The 14,716-nt window shown below is 62.8% G+C and carries 10 protein-coding genes; 3 read left to right on the top strand and 7 right to left on the bottom strand.

What is annotated here, in order from left to right:
* Positions 1–6 precede the first annotated feature (6 nt).
* A complete protein-coding gene (locus AOZ07_RS15125; RefSeq protein WP_060702738.1) occupies positions 7–195 on the top strand; it encodes a tautomerase family protein in 189 nt (62 codons plus the stop codon).
* Between the two features lie 33 nt (positions 196–228).
* Positions 229–1,278 (top strand): LLM class flavin-dependent oxidoreductase, encoded by a 1,050-nt coding sequence (locus AOZ07_RS15130; RefSeq protein ID WP_060702739.1) that lies wholly within the window; start codon positions 229–231, stop codon positions 1,276–1,278.
* A 53-nt stretch (positions 1,279–1,331) separates the two neighbouring features.
* On the opposite strand, the gene AOZ07_RS15135 is transcribed toward AOZ07_RS15130, so the two are convergent.
* Both AOZ07_RS15135 and AOZ07_RS15140 read right to left on the bottom strand, forming a co-directional pair.
* Entirely contained in the window at positions 1,332–2,765 is a 1,434-nt protein-coding gene (locus AOZ07_RS15135; protein WP_236995201.1) for a pectate lyase family protein, read from the bottom strand.
* Between the two features lie 155 nt (positions 2,766–2,920).
* The gene (locus AOZ07_RS15140) at positions 2,921–3,700 is read right to left on the bottom strand and encodes a VOC family protein (RefSeq protein WP_060702741.1); all 780 of its coding nucleotides are present in this window, start codon (positions 3,698–3,700) and stop codon (positions 2,921–2,923) included.
* A 191-nt stretch (positions 3,701–3,891) separates the two neighbouring features.
* Here AOZ07_RS15140 and AOZ07_RS15145 point away from each other — a divergent pair, with 191 nt between their 5' ends.
* Positions 3,892–5,439, top strand: a complete 1,548-nt coding sequence (locus AOZ07_RS15145; RefSeq protein WP_060702742.1) for a long-chain-fatty-acid--CoA ligase — start codon at positions 3,892–3,894, stop codon at positions 5,437–5,439.
* Here the strand turns inward: AOZ07_RS15145 and AOZ07_RS15150 are convergent.
* The 5 genes from AOZ07_RS15150 to AOZ07_RS15170 form a co-directional block, all read right to left on the bottom strand.
* Entirely contained in the window at positions 5,426–6,217 is a 792-nt protein-coding gene (locus AOZ07_RS15150; protein ID WP_060702743.1) for an enoyl-CoA hydratase/isomerase family protein, read from the bottom strand. The two genes, AOZ07_RS15145 and AOZ07_RS15150, sit on opposite strands and share 14 nt — an antisense overlap.
* A gap of 113 nt (positions 6,218–6,330) precedes the next feature.
* Positions 6,331–10,944 carry an alpha-L-arabinofuranosidase C-terminal domain-containing protein gene (locus AOZ07_RS18475; RefSeq protein ID WP_084793292.1) on the bottom strand — a complete coding sequence of 1,538 codons (4,614 nt, stop codon included), beginning with the start codon at positions 10,942–10,944 and terminating at the stop codon, positions 6,331–6,333.
* Positions 10,945–11,116: 172 nt separating this feature from the next.
* Complete coding sequence (yjfF, locus tag AOZ07_RS15160) at positions 11,117–12,112, bottom strand: galactofuranose ABC transporter, permease protein YjfF (protein ID WP_060702745.1); 996 nt, start codon at positions 12,110–12,112, stop codon at positions 11,117–11,119.
* Positions 12,109–13,131 (bottom strand): ABC transporter permease, encoded by a 1,023-nt coding sequence (locus AOZ07_RS15165; RefSeq protein WP_060702746.1) that lies wholly within the window; start codon positions 13,129–13,131, stop codon positions 12,109–12,111. The genes yjfF and AOZ07_RS15165 overlap by 4 nt, the downstream gene beginning before the upstream one ends.
* Complete coding sequence (locus AOZ07_RS15170) at positions 13,128–14,708, bottom strand: sugar ABC transporter ATP-binding protein (protein ID WP_060702747.1); 1,581 nt, start codon at positions 14,706–14,708, stop codon at positions 13,128–13,130. The genes AOZ07_RS15165 and AOZ07_RS15170 overlap by 4 nt, the downstream gene beginning before the upstream one ends.
* Between the last annotated feature and the right edge of the window lie 8 nt (positions 14,709–14,716).

The raw sequence follows: 14,716 nt of genomic DNA on the forward strand, positions 1-14,716 counted from the left end.
CCACCCATGCCACTGATCGATATTTCCATCGCCAAGGGCCGCAGCGAACAGCAGCTGCGCAGCTTCATCGCCGCGGTGCACCAGGCCGCGGTGGACACCGTCGACGCCGCCGACGAGAACATCACCGTGATCGTGCGCGAAGTCGAGCACGAGCACTGGTCCCGCGGCAACCAGACCATCGCCGAACGCCGCTAAACCGCAACGCCTAACCCACGAAGGAAGCATGACATGCGCTTTTCCCTCTTCCTCCACATGGAACGCTACGATAATTCGCTGAGCCACGAGGAGCATTTCCAGAACCTGGTCGAACTGGCCCAGATGGCTGAAGCCGGCGGCTTCAGCACCGTCTGGATCGGCGAGCACCACAGCATGGAATACACCGCCTCGCCGAGCCCGATCGCGCAGCTGGCCTATCTGGCGGCCAAGACTTCCACCATTCGGCTGGGCTCGGGCACCATCATCGCCCCGTTCTGGAACCCGATCCGCGCGGCCGGCGAGCTGGCCCTGCTGGATGTGATTTCCGGCGGCCGCGCCGAGGTGGGCGTGGCCCGCGGCGCCTACCAGTTCGAATTCGACCGCGTGGCCGGCGGCATGCCGGCCACCGACGGCGGCAAGGCCATGCAGGAGCTGATCCCGGCCATGCAAAAGCTGTGGGAAGGCGATTACGCGCACGACGGCGAGGTCTGGAAGTTCCCGACCTCCACCTCCGTGCCCAAGCCGGTGCAGAAGAAGCTTCCGGTCTGGGTGGCCGCGCGCAGCCCGGAATCCCACGACTACGCGGTCGCCAACGGCTGCCATGTCATGGTCACCCCGCTGATGAAGGGCGATGAGGAGGTCGAGGACCTGATGCGCAAGTACGAGACCGCCATCGCCAACCATCCAGAACGCACCGACCGCCCGGACATCATGGTGCTGCGCCACACCTACGTGCACAGTGCCGATCAGCCCGAGGCCTGGCGCCCGGCCGCCGAAGCCATCTCCAAGTTCTACCGCACCTTCGACGCGGTCTTCGGCAACAAGGCGCCGGCCGTGGACGGCTTCTTCGAGCCAAGCCCGGAACAGAAGTTCGAGGGCCGGCCGGAATTCGCCGCGGAATCGCTGCACCAGACCGCGATGATCGGCACCCCGGCCGAGATCATTGAGCGCCTGCACCACTACGCCGGCCTGGGTGTCACCGAGTACAGCTTCTGGAACGACAACTCCATGAGCCACGAGGAGAAGAAGCGCTCGCTGCAGCTGTTCATCGACGAGGTTGTCCCGAACTTCGCCAAGAACTAACCCGCACAGCAAAGGGGGCCCGCGCTAAAGCGGGCCCCTTTTTGCTGCGCCGGCTATGGCGCGGCGACCTCCAGCACCCCGGCACCGGTGGCGGTCTTGGCATGGTGCTTCACGCCGCTGGCGGTATCCATCGCGGTGAAGCCGTAGGGCGGGGTCCAGTCAAGCTGGTTGCTGAAGCCCTTTGTCGCCCAGTCAGGCAGCGGGTCGCCGCTGGCCTGGGCTGCGCGCTGCTCGTACTGCCCGGCGGCGATCGCATCCAGGTCGGCCGGCTGCTGGTTGAACCAGGATCCCTCGTCGTGGAAGTTGTTGGCGTTCCAGACGTAGACCGCTACCGAGGCGTCGGCCCCCGGGCCGGTGTAGTCGAAGGCGTTGCGCTCGGAGAAGACCTGCGACTGGTAGCCCAGGCCCAGGAAGTAGTGGTAGCCGCCGGCCGCGGTGCTGGTGACCGGGGAGTCCGGGTCGTTCACCCGGCCCTGGAAGTAGTTGTTGGCCACATGCACCTGGCCGTAGCGCACGCGCGGGGCGCGTTCCTGGATGCCTTCGAAGTAGTTGCCGATGATGCTCACCCGCAGCCGGCCGGCGTCGGTGTCCGCGTTGTCATCCCCGGAGCCGATCAGCATGGTCTTGTCGTGGTTGAGCAGGTGGGAGTTGCTCAGCGTGACGAAGTCGGTGCCGTCCTTCATGTCGAACAGGCCGTCGTGGCGGTTCATCGGGGCGCCGTTGGGGCCGGTGGGAGCGTCGCGGTCAAGGTACCTGCCATCGCCCAGGGTCACGTGGTCCACCCAGATATTGGTGGAGGTGACCGAGGAGATCGCATCGAAGCGGGCGTTCCAGGCGCCGTCCTCGCCGTCCCATGGATCCCAGGAGGAGAAGTAGTCGACCGGGGCTTCCAGCGACAGGTTGCGCAGCACGACGTTGTGGGCCAGGTGCAGCATGATGTTGGACTGGACAAAGCCGGCATCCTCGCCCAGGCCCACCAGGGTCGTGTTGCTCGGAATGGAGATCTCCGACTGGCGCTTGAGCGCATTGCTGCCGGTGACCCTGGCGCGGCGCTGCTGGCCGCAGTACTCGTGGCTCTGGTCGCTCCAGGTCCCGTCCTCGCCGAAGCAGCTCAGGTACTTGGCCACGTCGTAGCCCGGCGCGTAGTCCTGCTCCCCGAGCAAGGTGCCGTCGGCGGCCTGGTTGCCCTGGATGGTCCCGGAAACGTAGATGATCTTCGGCTTGTCGCGCTCCCCGTGGTTCTCCAGGGCCGCCATCAGCTCCTGGCGGTTGGCCACGGTGTAGGTGGACTGCGCATCGGCTCCGGCGCCGCCGTTGGTGCCGCCGTTCTGCGAGGCCCAGCCTGGGGCTTGGTCCGTGGTCATGAAAACGTTAGCTTCCGCTTGCTCCGCAGGCTGCGCGACGGCGCCCTGCGCGCCCGTTGCCGCCAGGGCCAGCGCGGCGACCGTGCCCGAGAGTACCGAGAGCTTCCTTGAAATTGATGACACGATGATCCCTTTCATGTCAGATCAGAGCGATGCCCGCCATTGGAAATCGCTTTCCGAGCCAATTATGGTGCAGCCCCCCAGCGCAGTTCAACACTTGTATTTGCAAACGGTTTCATATATGGCGAACGCGGCAGAAGCCCGCGACTGCGGGGCGCTCAGGCCCGGTGCCGCGTCGGCTGGATGATCGAGAACTCGGCGCCGGTGGCATCATGCAGCACGGCCATGCGCCCGAAGAAGGAATCCTGCGGCTCCCGGATGACCGCGCCTCCCAGCAACTCGGCGAGCGCAACGCTTGCATCCGCGTCGTCGACCGCAAAATAGGTCCGCCATCCGGCGTGCGCTTCCGGGCCCTGGCCCGCAATGTCATAGATTCCGGCCAGCGCCTCCGAGCCCTGCCCCAAGGTGCAATAGCGGAACTCGGGTGAATCGGAAACCGTGCTCAGCTCCCAGCCCAGGGCCTCGCGATAGAAGCGCGCCACCGCGTCGAAATGCTTGGTGTGCAGCTCGCTCCAGATGCGGGTGCCGTGGCGCCTCGCGGAGTGCAGGTCGCCGGCGTCAAAAGCCTGGAACAGGCCAACGCCAATACCCTCGGGGTCGCTGATCATCGCCAGCGTCCCCTGCTCGGGGATCTCCACCGGCTTGAGGTGGATCTTGCCGCCATGCAGCCGCGCAGCGAAGGCGGCAGCGTGGACGTCGGCCACATTCAGATAGGTAGTCCAAACATCGGGCGCACCCGAGTCCCGGTCGTTGTGCACCAGCCCGGAAACCAGCTGGTCATCGAGGTAGGCCGGCAGGTAGCCTTCAGCGCGGGCCTCAGGGCCATCGTCAAAGCGCCAGCCGAAGAGGCGTGAATAGAATTCGACGGCACTGCCCAGATCGCTGGTGAGCAAATCCGCCCAGCAAGGTTCGGCCCGCGGTTCCCTGGCTCCCGGCATCGCTACCCCATTCCGCGCTCAATCCAGCTCGATGGGCTGAGTCTATTCCGGTTCCCCGCAGATCAGCAACGGATTCCGGGCACAAATAGGGATTATTACGAAACCGGATATCTTGATTTGAATCGCGGTTCCATTACGCTTGTTTGTGATGCAGGGCACACTCCTATCCCTATGGTGTCGAGGAGACGTCAATGAGCACTTCCAATCTCACCCTCTCGGTGGCGGCAATCCTCGCCGAGGGCGCCACTCGATATCCCGGCTTGAACGCCATCACCATGAATGGGCAGAGCACCACCTACCGCGACCTCTGGGATCAGGCCAGGGCCTACGCCGGGGCGCTGGAAGAGCAGGGCATATCCGAGGGCGACCGGGTCGCGGTGCTCATCCCGAACGTCACCGATTTCGCCCGGACCTACTACGCCATCCTGTCCCTGGGCGCCACCGTGGTGCCGATCCACGCGCTGCTCAAGGCCCGCGAAATCTCCTATGTGCTCGAAGACGCGGCAGCGAAGCTGCTGGTCTGCGCCGCCGGGCTGCTGGGCGAAGGCGCCAAGGGCGCGCAGCACTCCGGGGTCCGGCTGCTGACCGTCATGGACCCGGATGCCAGCGCCGGCAACCGGCTCGAGGACTTTGCCGCCCAAGCCACCCCGATCACCACCTACCTGCCGCGCCGAGCCGAGGACATTGCCACGATCCTCTATACCTCGGGCACCACCGGCAAGCCCAAGGGCGCCCTGGGAACGCACCTGGCGCTGATCGAGCAAACCCACTCCACGCTGCTGAACACCATGGACATCCGCCAGGGCGACAAGCTCTTTGGCGGGCTGCCGCTGTTCCACACCTTCGGCCAGACCTGCGTGCTGAACACCGGCCTGCGCATTGGCGCCGAGGTGATGCTGCTGCCCAAGTTCACCGCAGAAGCGGCCTTGGACCTGGTGCTGGATGCGGACATCGACGTGTTCTTCGGGGTCCCGACCATGTACGTGGCGCTGCTGGAGGCCGGTGTCCAACGCGAAGGCAAGCCGGAGAAGCTGCGCTATGCGATCTCCGGCGGCGCCTCGCTGCCGCTATCGGTGCTCGACGCCTTCGAGCAGCGCTTCGGCTCGCGGATCTACGAGGGCTACGGGCTGACGGAAACCTCGCCGGTGGCCTGCTTCAACCATGTGGGGCGCGAACCCCGCCCGGGCACCGTCGGCACCCCGGTGTGGGGCGTGGACGTGGAGGTCGCCGATCCGGCCTATCCCGATGAAATCCGCCTGCTGCCGCGCGGGGAACTGGGCGAATTGGTGGTGCGCGGGCACAACCTCTTCTCCGGCTACCTCAACCGCCCCGATGCCACGGCGCAGGCCGTGGTGGATGGCTGGTTCCGCACCGGGGATCTGGGCACCAAGGACGAGGATGACTACCTGCGCATCCTTGATCGCACCAAGGACATGATCCTGCGCAATGGCTATAACGTGTACCCGCGCGAAATCGAAGAGGTGCTCACCAGCCACCCGGAGGTTTCCAATGCGGCGGTCTACGGGGTGCCGCATGAGAAGCACGGGCAGGAGATTGTCGCCTCGGTGACGCTCAAGGCCGGTTCCTCGCTGAGTCCCGAGCAGCTGGGCGCATGGGCCCAGGAGCAGATGGCCGCCTACAAGTACCCGCGGCATATCCAGATCGTCGACCAGTTCCCGCTCGGGCCGTCGGGCAAGATCCTCAAGCGCGAACTGATCGCGCAGTTCAAGAACGGGTAGCCGGCCGGAAGTCGGGGGCGCGGTGCGCGGCAAAGGCCGCGCGCCCCTCGGCCAGGTCCTGGTTCTGCGCATTCTCCTCCCACACGGAGTCCCACCAGCTATCGCTTCCCTCGCCAGCGGCCGCCAGCGCGATGGCTTCCTTGGTGCGCTCGATCGAGTAGGGCGAGTTGGCGTGCAGCTGGGCCAGCAGCTGCGCCAGCTGGGTTTCGAGTTCGGCCTGCGGCACCATGCGGGTGAACAGGTTCCAGCTGCCGATCTGATCGGACGGCAGCCGGGCACCGGAAAACAGCAGGTATTTGGCGCGGTGCTCCCCCACTGTGCGCACCAGCCGCTCAATGCCAGGGCGCGGGAAGAGCAGCCCGATCTTGGCCGGGGTGATCGCCAGGCGCACCTGGTCGCTGGCCAGCTGGATGTCGCAGGCCGAGGCCAGTTGCCACCCTCCGCCATAGCAATTGCCCTCCACCACCGCGATGGTGGTTTTGCCGCAGGCCAGGATGCTGCGGTCCACCAGATCGAAGTGGTTGATCAGCGCCCCCTGTTCGTCGCAGTCGAAGAGCACCCGGTCCATCTGGTCGATGGCGATGCCCGAGCAGAAGCTGGAATCCGCTCCGCGCAAGACGATGGCGCGCACCGCGGGATCGGCCGCCAGGGTGGCGAAGGCCCCGACCAGCTGCAGGCACATGTCCTTGGTCAGCGCGTTATATTGTCCGGGATTATCCAGCAGGACGGTGGCGGTTGAATCCTCGATGCCCACCAGGACTTTCGCTTCGCGAGCCATAATTGCCTCCCTGCCCAGAACTGCAGTTTGATCGGCACAGGGTGAAAAGGCACCTGCCCCGTACCAGCAATCTATCGCTGGTACGGGGCAGGTGCACGGACTTTGCTGGACTGTTACTTCACCTCCAGCCTCAGGAAAGTGACCGAGTGGGCCGGAACCTCGTAGTCAAGGCCCGTGCTGCCGGCCTTGACTTTGAACTTTCTGGGCACCACATTGGTCGGATCCTCCTTGGTGTTCTGCGCTTCAGGGGCAGCTACCAGTTCAGTGGCCCTGGCCGTGGAACCGATCTTGACGCCATCCACCGAGATCTTCGTCTGCGATGCCATGGCGGTCGGGTTCACCAGCTTGACGATCAGCTCGCCGGTGGCGCTGTCCCGCGTCACCACCTGGTAGAGCGGCTTGGCGGCAGGCTCGGTGTACTGGAATTGGAACTCGCCATCCAGATAGAGCTTGATGGTATTCCCATCGACCACGATCTTCACCTGGTAGTCCTTGCCGGTTTCCAAACTGAGATTGGGACCTGCCGCCACCTCGCCTTGGCGTGCCGAATCGGCCCGTTCAAGCACCGATCGGGTGTTGCCCCAGCCTCCGAGGTTCCACCAGTAGAACTTGTCCGCCGCCCCGGCGGCAAAGCCGATCAGGAAGCCTTCCTTGCCAGCGTCCTTGCGGGCGGTCAGTTCAACCGTGTAGTTCTTCCAGTCCTTGTCATAGGCTCCACTGACCAGGGTACGGGCGTCTTCGATCCCGGTATCCGACTGCACATAGCGGCCGTCCTGGATCTCCCAGTTGCCTCGTTGGGCCTCCCAGTTGGAATCGTCGGAGAAGTCGTCGCTGAACAGCTCCTGGCCGGAGCTGTTATCGGTGACTTTCACATTGTCGTATGCGGTTTTCGTCTGCCAGCTGCTCAGGAAAACGCCTCCCGCCAGATCAGCTGCGGTGGAATTGTTGCCGCTGAGTTCGGAAGGCACCACCTGATCGCCCACGTTGTTCATCCACAGCTTCTGGTTGTAGTAGTTCGCTGAGCCCCACGACTGGTCGTTGTCGAACCACATCATGTCCGGGGCCCATTGCACATAGTCCTCGTTGGCGAACATCGGTGCGTAGGAGGCAAGCTTGACCACGTCCGAGTTGCGTTCAAGGCCGGTCATGTAGGCAGCTTCCGAGAGGGCGTTGGCGAAGGTGTTGCCTCGCGAGGCATACTCGCCAAGGAACACTTCCGGGCCACTGCGGTCGTAGGAGTCGTAGCGCTCGTCGTTGCCCAGGAACCACGACGGGTCGTTGTAATAGTGCTCATCGACCATATCCACGCCTTGGTCCTTGTTGAACTTCCACAGTTCGTCAAATCGGGTTCCGGTGTCATCCGGCCCGCTATTGGAAATGATCGTGATGCCGGGATATTCAGCGGCAATGGCGTCGCGGAATTTCGGGAAATTCGCTTCAAAGGTCTTGGTGACCTCCTCGTTGCCCAAACCGATGTATTCCAAGTTGAATGGCTCGCTATGGCCCAGTTCCGCGCGCTTGGCTCCCCATGTGGTGTCGGTGCCTCCGTTGGCGAATTCGATCAGGTCCAAGGTGTCCTGCACCCAGCGGTCGATGCGCTCCTGATCAGTCATTTCGGGAATTTTAGAACCGCAACCGTTGGCTCCGACGGAGACTACCGGCAGCGGGGTGGCCCCCAGGTCCTCGGCCCATTTCAGATATTCCAGGTAGCCAATGCCATAGGACTGGTTGTAGCCCCAGAAGTTCCAGTTGGTCGGGCGTTCTTCCACTGCGCCAATGGTTTCCTTCCATTGGAATGTTCGCTGGCGGTCCTGGCCATCTGATTCCAAGTACGTGTCGAAGGTTCCGACGTTGGTCACGCAGCCTCCCGGGAAACGCAGGAAGCTTGGATTCAAGTCGGCCACTTTTTCTGCCAGATCCTGGCGCAGCACGGATTTTCCATTCACCGGGCCCACCCAGGTCTCCTGCGGGAACAGCGAAATCATATCCAGCTTCACCGATCCAGCCGCAGCAGCCGACAGTGCCAGCCGGCCAGCAGCTACAGTGTCCTTGGCCTTGATCGTGGCGGTGTACTTCTTCCATTGGTCGCTGCCGTCCACAGCGATGGTGGCGACGCCATAAACCTTCGAACCAGTGGCATCTGTGAGCTTGACATCGATTTCCTTGGCTTCTGGCGAGCGCGCGAAGACGCTGAAGTCGTACTTTGCTCCCTTGTCCAGGGCAAGGCCCTCGTTGTAGGAGAGATTTCGTATTCCATCGCCCGGTGCTTGGGCCTCCAGCTCAAGATAGGCGCGATTGGAGTCGTTGAGCCACTGATCGCGCTCGGAACGAACGTGGATGCCGGCATTGCCTACCGTTTCCCATCCGGTCAACGCAGTGAAGTCCTTGTTGTCGGCGGCGCTGAACTCGAAGGAGCGGTTGCGCACCATTTCTGCGTAGAGCCCGCCGTCAGCAGCGTAATTGATATCTTCGTAGAAGGCGCCGTACATCGTGTCGCTGATCTCATGCGCGGTGGCGTCGCCATCGATGGACAGTTTCTGCTGCCCCAGCTCGCCAGAGCCGAGGGCAAAGCTCACGGCATCGGCTTTTGACCCCAAGCGCAGAGAACCATTCTTATGGCGCACCACCCACGCTGCGGCGTCATCGGACGCCCCTGCCAGGCGCAGGAGGCTTTTTCCGCCACCTGCATCAACCAGCCGCCATGCAGTGCCAGCATCCTTGGTCAGTTGCAGTTTTCCCTTTTTCACGTCCACGTTGCCGGCCTGGGCCGACAAGACCAGTGGATGCTGGCCATCGGGGCCGGGATCTGCAGCCTCGGCAGCAGTGAATCGCAGTGCCGTGCTGGGCCTGGTCGTGCTCAGCTCCAGCCGTTGCTTCTTATCGGCCGCCAGAAAACCCACCTCCTTGGCGGGCTCCAAGGTGAACGGGCCTTCCGGGACCAGATCCGCTGGACCTGCTTCGTTGAGCCAGAAGCTGTCGAAGGTGGCCGAATGGCCGGTGCCGTCTTGGGCGGCGAGCGCATACAGGCCGACTTTTGTGGCATTCCAATCCACGCTGAAGCTTGCGGCTTTCGCCCAATTGCCTTCTGCATCGCCGTAGGAAACGGTGATTTCCTTGCCCTTGCGGTCCAGGCGCAGCCACTCGGTGGTTGATCCGGGACGCGCGGTGAACTGCGAAGCATAGCTTCCCGCCGATTCGGCGGCGCTTTCAATTACGACCGGACCGCCCGGAGCGCTGGAGACATGCGCCAGGCCTGCACGCACGTAGTTGTCGAAGTCTTTCCAAGCCAGGAGCCCCGCGCCTTGGAAGTCCTTGGATACCGGAGCGGTGAGGTGGGTTGCCACCGAGAAGTCGCCCGCGGGGACATCGACCATGAACAGGTTCTTGGCGTCGTTCGAGTCCTGCCAGGTGTCCCCTCGCTGGGAGGTCAGGGTCAGCGCGGAGTCCTTCAGCTGCCATGCGCCTGCTTGCTCGTTGATGATGGAGAACCTGTCATCGAGCTCGGCCCCGTCGAATTCCTCGCGGAAAGTGCCTTCCGGAAGCTGCGGGTCAGGGCCCGGGACGACGGGTCCTGGCGGTTCGGGCTCCTCGCCGGGCGGGTAGGCGGCGATCAGTGCCTGCTGCTCCTCGGCGGTGATTGGCAGGACCGTTCCGTGGCGCGGGCTGGTGGGCAATTTCGCGTCGGGAACACTGGTCCAGTCCCCTCCGGCCAGATCCTCGGTTTCAAATACCATGTAGCCGTTGCCACCGTGATAGGAGGGCTGATCGATCATCAGGTACCAGCTGTCATCGGTCAGCGAGGGGAACATGGTCGGCCCCTCGCCCGAGGTGAATGTTCCGCCCCACGGGTTCGGCTGGCCGACACCGATTTGCTCCGCAATCATCTCCCATCCATCGCCTTCGCTCACCCCCTGGGTGCGCAGCAGCTCCGGGGAGGATTCCATGCGCACGCTCATGTCGCCCTCGTCTTTGGTCAGGCGGTAGTAGGTATCGCCCACCTCGGCGACGGTGGAGTCGATCATCCCGAGTCCCGGGCCTTGGCGTTCGTCGATCCACACCTTGGGTTCGGAGAAGTCGACGAAATCGGTCGTGGTCGAGTACATCATGCGCTGATAGGAATCCGTGATATCGCGCTGGTCAGCGGGAACATCATCGGGATAGAGCGCCGAGGCCCAGTAGACGATGTACTGGCCGGTAGCCTCGTCCCAATGCGCCTCTGGAGCCCACAAATTGCCGGAGTTTTCCGGAGCCAGCTCCACTTCTCGCTGCTCCGACCAGTTGATCAGATCCGAGGACTCCCAGATCATCAGCGAATGGCTTCCGGTTTCCTGCGCGTCGCCGAAGCTGCCGCCGCCGTACATCTTCAAGTCCGTGGCCAGCAGATAGTACTTGGATCCGTCCTGGGAACGGATCAGGAAGGGGTCGCGCAGGCCCTTGGTTCCCAGTGTCGATTCCAAGACGGGTTCGCCGTCATTGAGGGTGTACCAGCTGTTGGGATCATTGCCCTGCGAGACAGCCAGGTGGATTTTCTCTCCGTCGTCGGTGCTTTCACCAGTGAAATACGGGAAGACGTAGGCCTCGTAGTCAGCAGCTGATTCATCTGCATCTGAGGTGGCAAAAGGCAAGCTCGGCCTAGCCAGTTGTGGAACCGCGGCTAGAGCCGAGGCGGGGATTGATAGTGAAACGAGCAGCGCCAGTGGCACGGCCCATCGTTTACGAGGATGCATCACTTACTTGAACCTCCATGAGGTAGTTCGACGTGCTAACGTCGTGATGACGAGGACGGGTTCCGGCAAAAGACACCGTTCTCGCGAAGGGATATTCGCCGCCGATCGGCGGCTGGATATGGTCCAGGGTTCGGCACGGTCGTGCCGAACCCTGGACTTTTTCGCTACGGCACTAGGTCCTCCGCAGGGAAAGTATTCGCTGCAGGATCACGAAGATCAGCAGCAAGACACCGATAACGATCTTGGTCCACCAGGAACTGAGCGTTCCTTCGAACGTGATGATCGTTTGGATCAGCCCAAGCACCATGACGCCTACGACTGAGCCGGCGACAAAACCCATCCCGCCGACGAGCAGCGTGCCGCCGATGACCACTGCCGCAATCGCGTCAAGTTCCATGCCCACGCCGGTGAGCGCATATCCTGAGCGGGAAAACATCGCGAACAGGATGCCTGCCAGCGAGGCGCAAGTACCGGAGATGACGTAAACCATCACCTTGGTGCGGGCTACTCGCAGCCCCATCAGGGTGGCAGAATGCTCGCCACCGCCGACCGCATACACGGTGCGGCCAAAGCGCGTGCGGTGCAGCGTCCACCAGGCCCCGGCAACGACGAGCAGCGCGATGAGCACGGCCGCGGTCAACCGCCATCGTCCGGCCGCCAGGCTCCAGTTGGTCAAGGCGGTAAAGCCCTCGTGCCGGATAGGCACCGATTCTGGCGCGAAGATGAAGCACAGGCCGCGGGCCAGGAACATCCCAGCCAGGGTGGCCACGAACGGTTGCACGTCGAAGTACTGGATCATCACTCCCATGCCCAGGCCAATGAGCGAGCCAGCCAGCAAGGCTGTCGGCAACACCAGGGCCAAAGGGACTCCGGCCTGCAGCAGGGTTGCGGTGATCACCGAGGACAAGGCCAGGACCGCGCCGACCGAGAGGTCGATGCCTCCGGTGAGGATCACGAAGGTCATGCCCGTGGCAAGCACAATGAGGTGCGCATTATTGATGAAGAGGTTGGAAATCACCGCCGGCGAGAGGAAATTCTCGTAGCGCAGGCCGCCAACCAGCAGCATCAAGAGGAAAACAATGACGGTGCCCAGCACCGGGAGATAGCGCCGGTCTAGCGAGAGACGCAGCGAAGGGCGGGGCGTGGTGCTGGCAGTTGCGGTGCTCATGCGTTGACCTCCTGGAAACGGCGGCGCTCACGCAGTCCGGCCAGCATGGCGCGCAACCGCGTGGACATCATCAGTGTTACCGCGATGACGACAATGGCCTTGAAGAGCGAGGTCACCAGCGGCGATACCCCCAGCACCGTCACCGTCAGGCTCAGGGTGGTAATGATGAGCACGCCAATCAATGTGCCCGAAAGATTGAACTTGCCTCCGGCCAATGACGTGCCGCCAATCACGACAGCCAGAATCGCATCGAGTTCGATGAACAGGCCAGCGTTGTTTGCATCGGCGGCCATGGTGTTCGCAGCGAAGATCAGCCCGGCCAAGCCGGAGAGCATTGCGCACAGGACATAGACGGTGAATACGAGTGTTTTGGATTTAACCCCGGCAAGGCGGCTGGCTTCAGGGTTGATGCCCACGGATTCCAGCAGCATGCCCAGGGCGGTGCGGCGCACCAGGAGCGCTACCACGATATAGACCCCATAGGAGATGATGGCGGCCACCGGAAGCCCCAGCAGGAATCCGGACGCCAAAGCGCCAAAAGGCGCGCTGGCTACCGTAGTGATCTGGCCATTGGTGATCAGCATGGCGATGCCGCGGCCAGCAGTCATCAGGATCAGCGTGGCTATGATGGGCTGGATGCCGAAATTTGCCACCAGCATGCCGTTGAAGCATCCCAGCACGAAGCATAATCCCAGGGCCACCACGATGGCGCCCAGCGCTGTTCCCAGCGATCCGGGATGCTCGGAACTGGCGATGAATGTCAGGGCCACGGCCCCGGCAATGGCAACGGTGGCCCCGACTGACAGGTCGATGCCTCGGGTTGCGATGACCAGCGTCATGCCCAAGGCCACCAGCAGCAGCGGCGCGCTATTGCGCAGGATGTCGATCGGGGCGCCGAACAAATGCCCATCCAGGACGGTGATGCCCAGAATGCCAGGGCGCCTGATGCTGCAAGCCAGCAATAGTGCCGCCAGCGCGGCCAGCGGCCAGAACAGCCGGTGTTTGAATATGCGGATCATTTGTCTTCTTCCCCGGAAGCGATGATTTCAATGAGTCGTGGCACGTCCACGTCTGGGGTGCTGGGTATTTCGGCAACCTTCGCATGATCGCGCATGACGACAATGCGATCCGAGAGGCGCAGCACCTCTTCCAGCTCAGCGGAAATGAAGACCACCGCCATGCCTTGCTCGGCCAGTTCTGAAACAAGGTTCATGATCTCGGTTTTCGCGCCGATATCTATGCCTCGCGTGGGTTCATCCAAAATCAGCAGTTTCGGAGCAGTGGCCAGCCATCGGGCCAGCAGGACTTTTTGCTGGTTTCCACCCGATAGGTTCTTAAGCAGCGCTTGGGGGTTGGCCGGTCGTATTCCAAGCGCCTTGATATAGGCCTCAACGACCTGTGATGCCTTGGCCGCTGGCATCGGGCGGGTCCAGCCACGAGCGGCTTGCAGTCCCAGGATGATGTTCTCGGCCACGGTCAGGTCGCCGACCACGCCTTCGCCCTTGCGGTCCTCGGAAGTGTAGGCGATCTTGTGACCAAGCGCTTGGCGAGGGGTACGCAATTTTGCTGGTGCCCCCTGCAGATTGATCGACCCCTCGTCGGCCTTATCTGCGCCATAGAGCAGTCGAGCCAGTTCAGTTCGCCCAGAACCCAGCAGCCCTGCCATTCCGATGACTTCGCCAGGATAAAGTTCCAGGTCGAACGGTTGCACTGCACCCTTGCGGCCCAGGCCTACGGCCTGCAGCAAGGGCTTGGCATTTTCGGCACGCGAACCGCTGGAGCTGCGCTCGTTGGCTTGGCCGACCTGCGCATCCGGGGTGCCGGCGATCATCAGCGAGACCAGCTCCCGTTGCGGCAGCTCGCCGGTGAGCCGTTCTTGGACCAATGCGCCGTTGCGCAAAACCGTGATGCGGTCCGAAATGGCGTAGATCTGGTCCAGGAAGTGCGAGACGAACAGGATTGCCACGCCATCTTGGCGCAGCTGGCGCATGACGGCGAATAGCTGTTCCACTTCATCGGTATCCAACGATGAGGTGGGCTCATCAAGGATCAGGACCTTGGCGTTGACTACCATGGCGCGGCTAATCGCCACGAGCTGCTGGACCGCCAGGGAATGGGATCCCAAGGAGCTGGCAGGGTCGATGCCCAGCCCCATTCGCGTGAGGAACACTTTGGCTTGGCGGCGCATGCTGTGCCAGTCCAGACCGCCAAAACGACGTGGTTCGCTGCCAAGCATGATGTTTTCAGCGACTGTCAGGTTAGTGCACAGGTTGACTTCTTGGTAAACCGTGGAGATCCCATGTTCCCGCGCGTCGGCAGGACCGCTGAAACGGGCTGGGGCTCCGCTGACCATGACGGTGCCAGCAGCAATCTGGTTGACTCCGGTCAGCGCCTTGATCAGCGTGGATTTTCCCGCGCCGTTCTCTCCCATCAGGGCGTGGACTTCGCCAGGAAAAAGCCTGAAATCAACGCTGTCCAGTGCTTTGACGCCGGGGAATTCCACGGTGATTCCGGTCATCTGGACTACCGGTGAAGTTGGTGGGTACTCGGGGATATCGGCTGCGTTTGGCCGCTGTTGAGGTTCTGATGCAATCATTAACTTGC

The organism is Glutamicibacter halophytocola (assembly GCF_001302565.1).
Classification (GTDB): domain Bacteria; phylum Actinomycetota; class Actinomycetes; order Actinomycetales; family Micrococcaceae; genus Glutamicibacter; species Glutamicibacter halophytocola.

Bases quoted from the DNA above. Each gene is read 5' to 3' on its own strand.
- AOZ07_RS15125 (WP_060702738.1), top strand. From the start codon at position 7: ATGCCACTGATCGATATTTCCATCGCCAAGGGCCGCAGCGAACAGCAG.
- AOZ07_RS15130 (WP_060702739.1), top strand. From the start codon at position 229: ATGCGCTTTTCCCTCTTCCTCCACATGGAACGCTACGATAATTCGCTG.
- AOZ07_RS15140 (WP_060702741.1), bottom strand. From the start codon at position 3,700: ATGCCGGGAGCCAGGGAACCGCGGGCCGAACCTTGCTGGGCGGATTTG.
- AOZ07_RS15145 (WP_060702742.1), top strand. From the start codon at position 3,892: ATGAGCACTTCCAATCTCACCCTCTCGGTGGCGGCAATCCTCGCCGAG.
- AOZ07_RS15150 (WP_060702743.1), bottom strand. From the start codon at position 6,217: ATGGCTCGCGAAGCGAAAGTCCTGGTGGGCATCGAGGATTCAACCGCC.
- AOZ07_RS18475 (WP_084793292.1), bottom strand. From the start codon at position 10,944: ATGCATCCTCGTAAACGATGGGCCGTGCCACTGGCGCTGCTCGTTTCA.
- yjfF (WP_060702745.1), bottom strand. From the start codon at position 12,112: ATGAGCACCGCAACTGCCAGCACCACGCCCCGCCCTTCGCTGCGTCTC.
- AOZ07_RS15165 (WP_060702746.1), bottom strand. From the start codon at position 13,131: ATGATCCGCATATTCAAACACCGGCTGTTCTGGCCGCTGGCCGCGCTG.
- AOZ07_RS15170 (WP_060702747.1), bottom strand. From the start codon at position 14,708: ATGATTGCATCAGAACCTCAACAGCGGCCAAACGCAGCCGATATCCCC.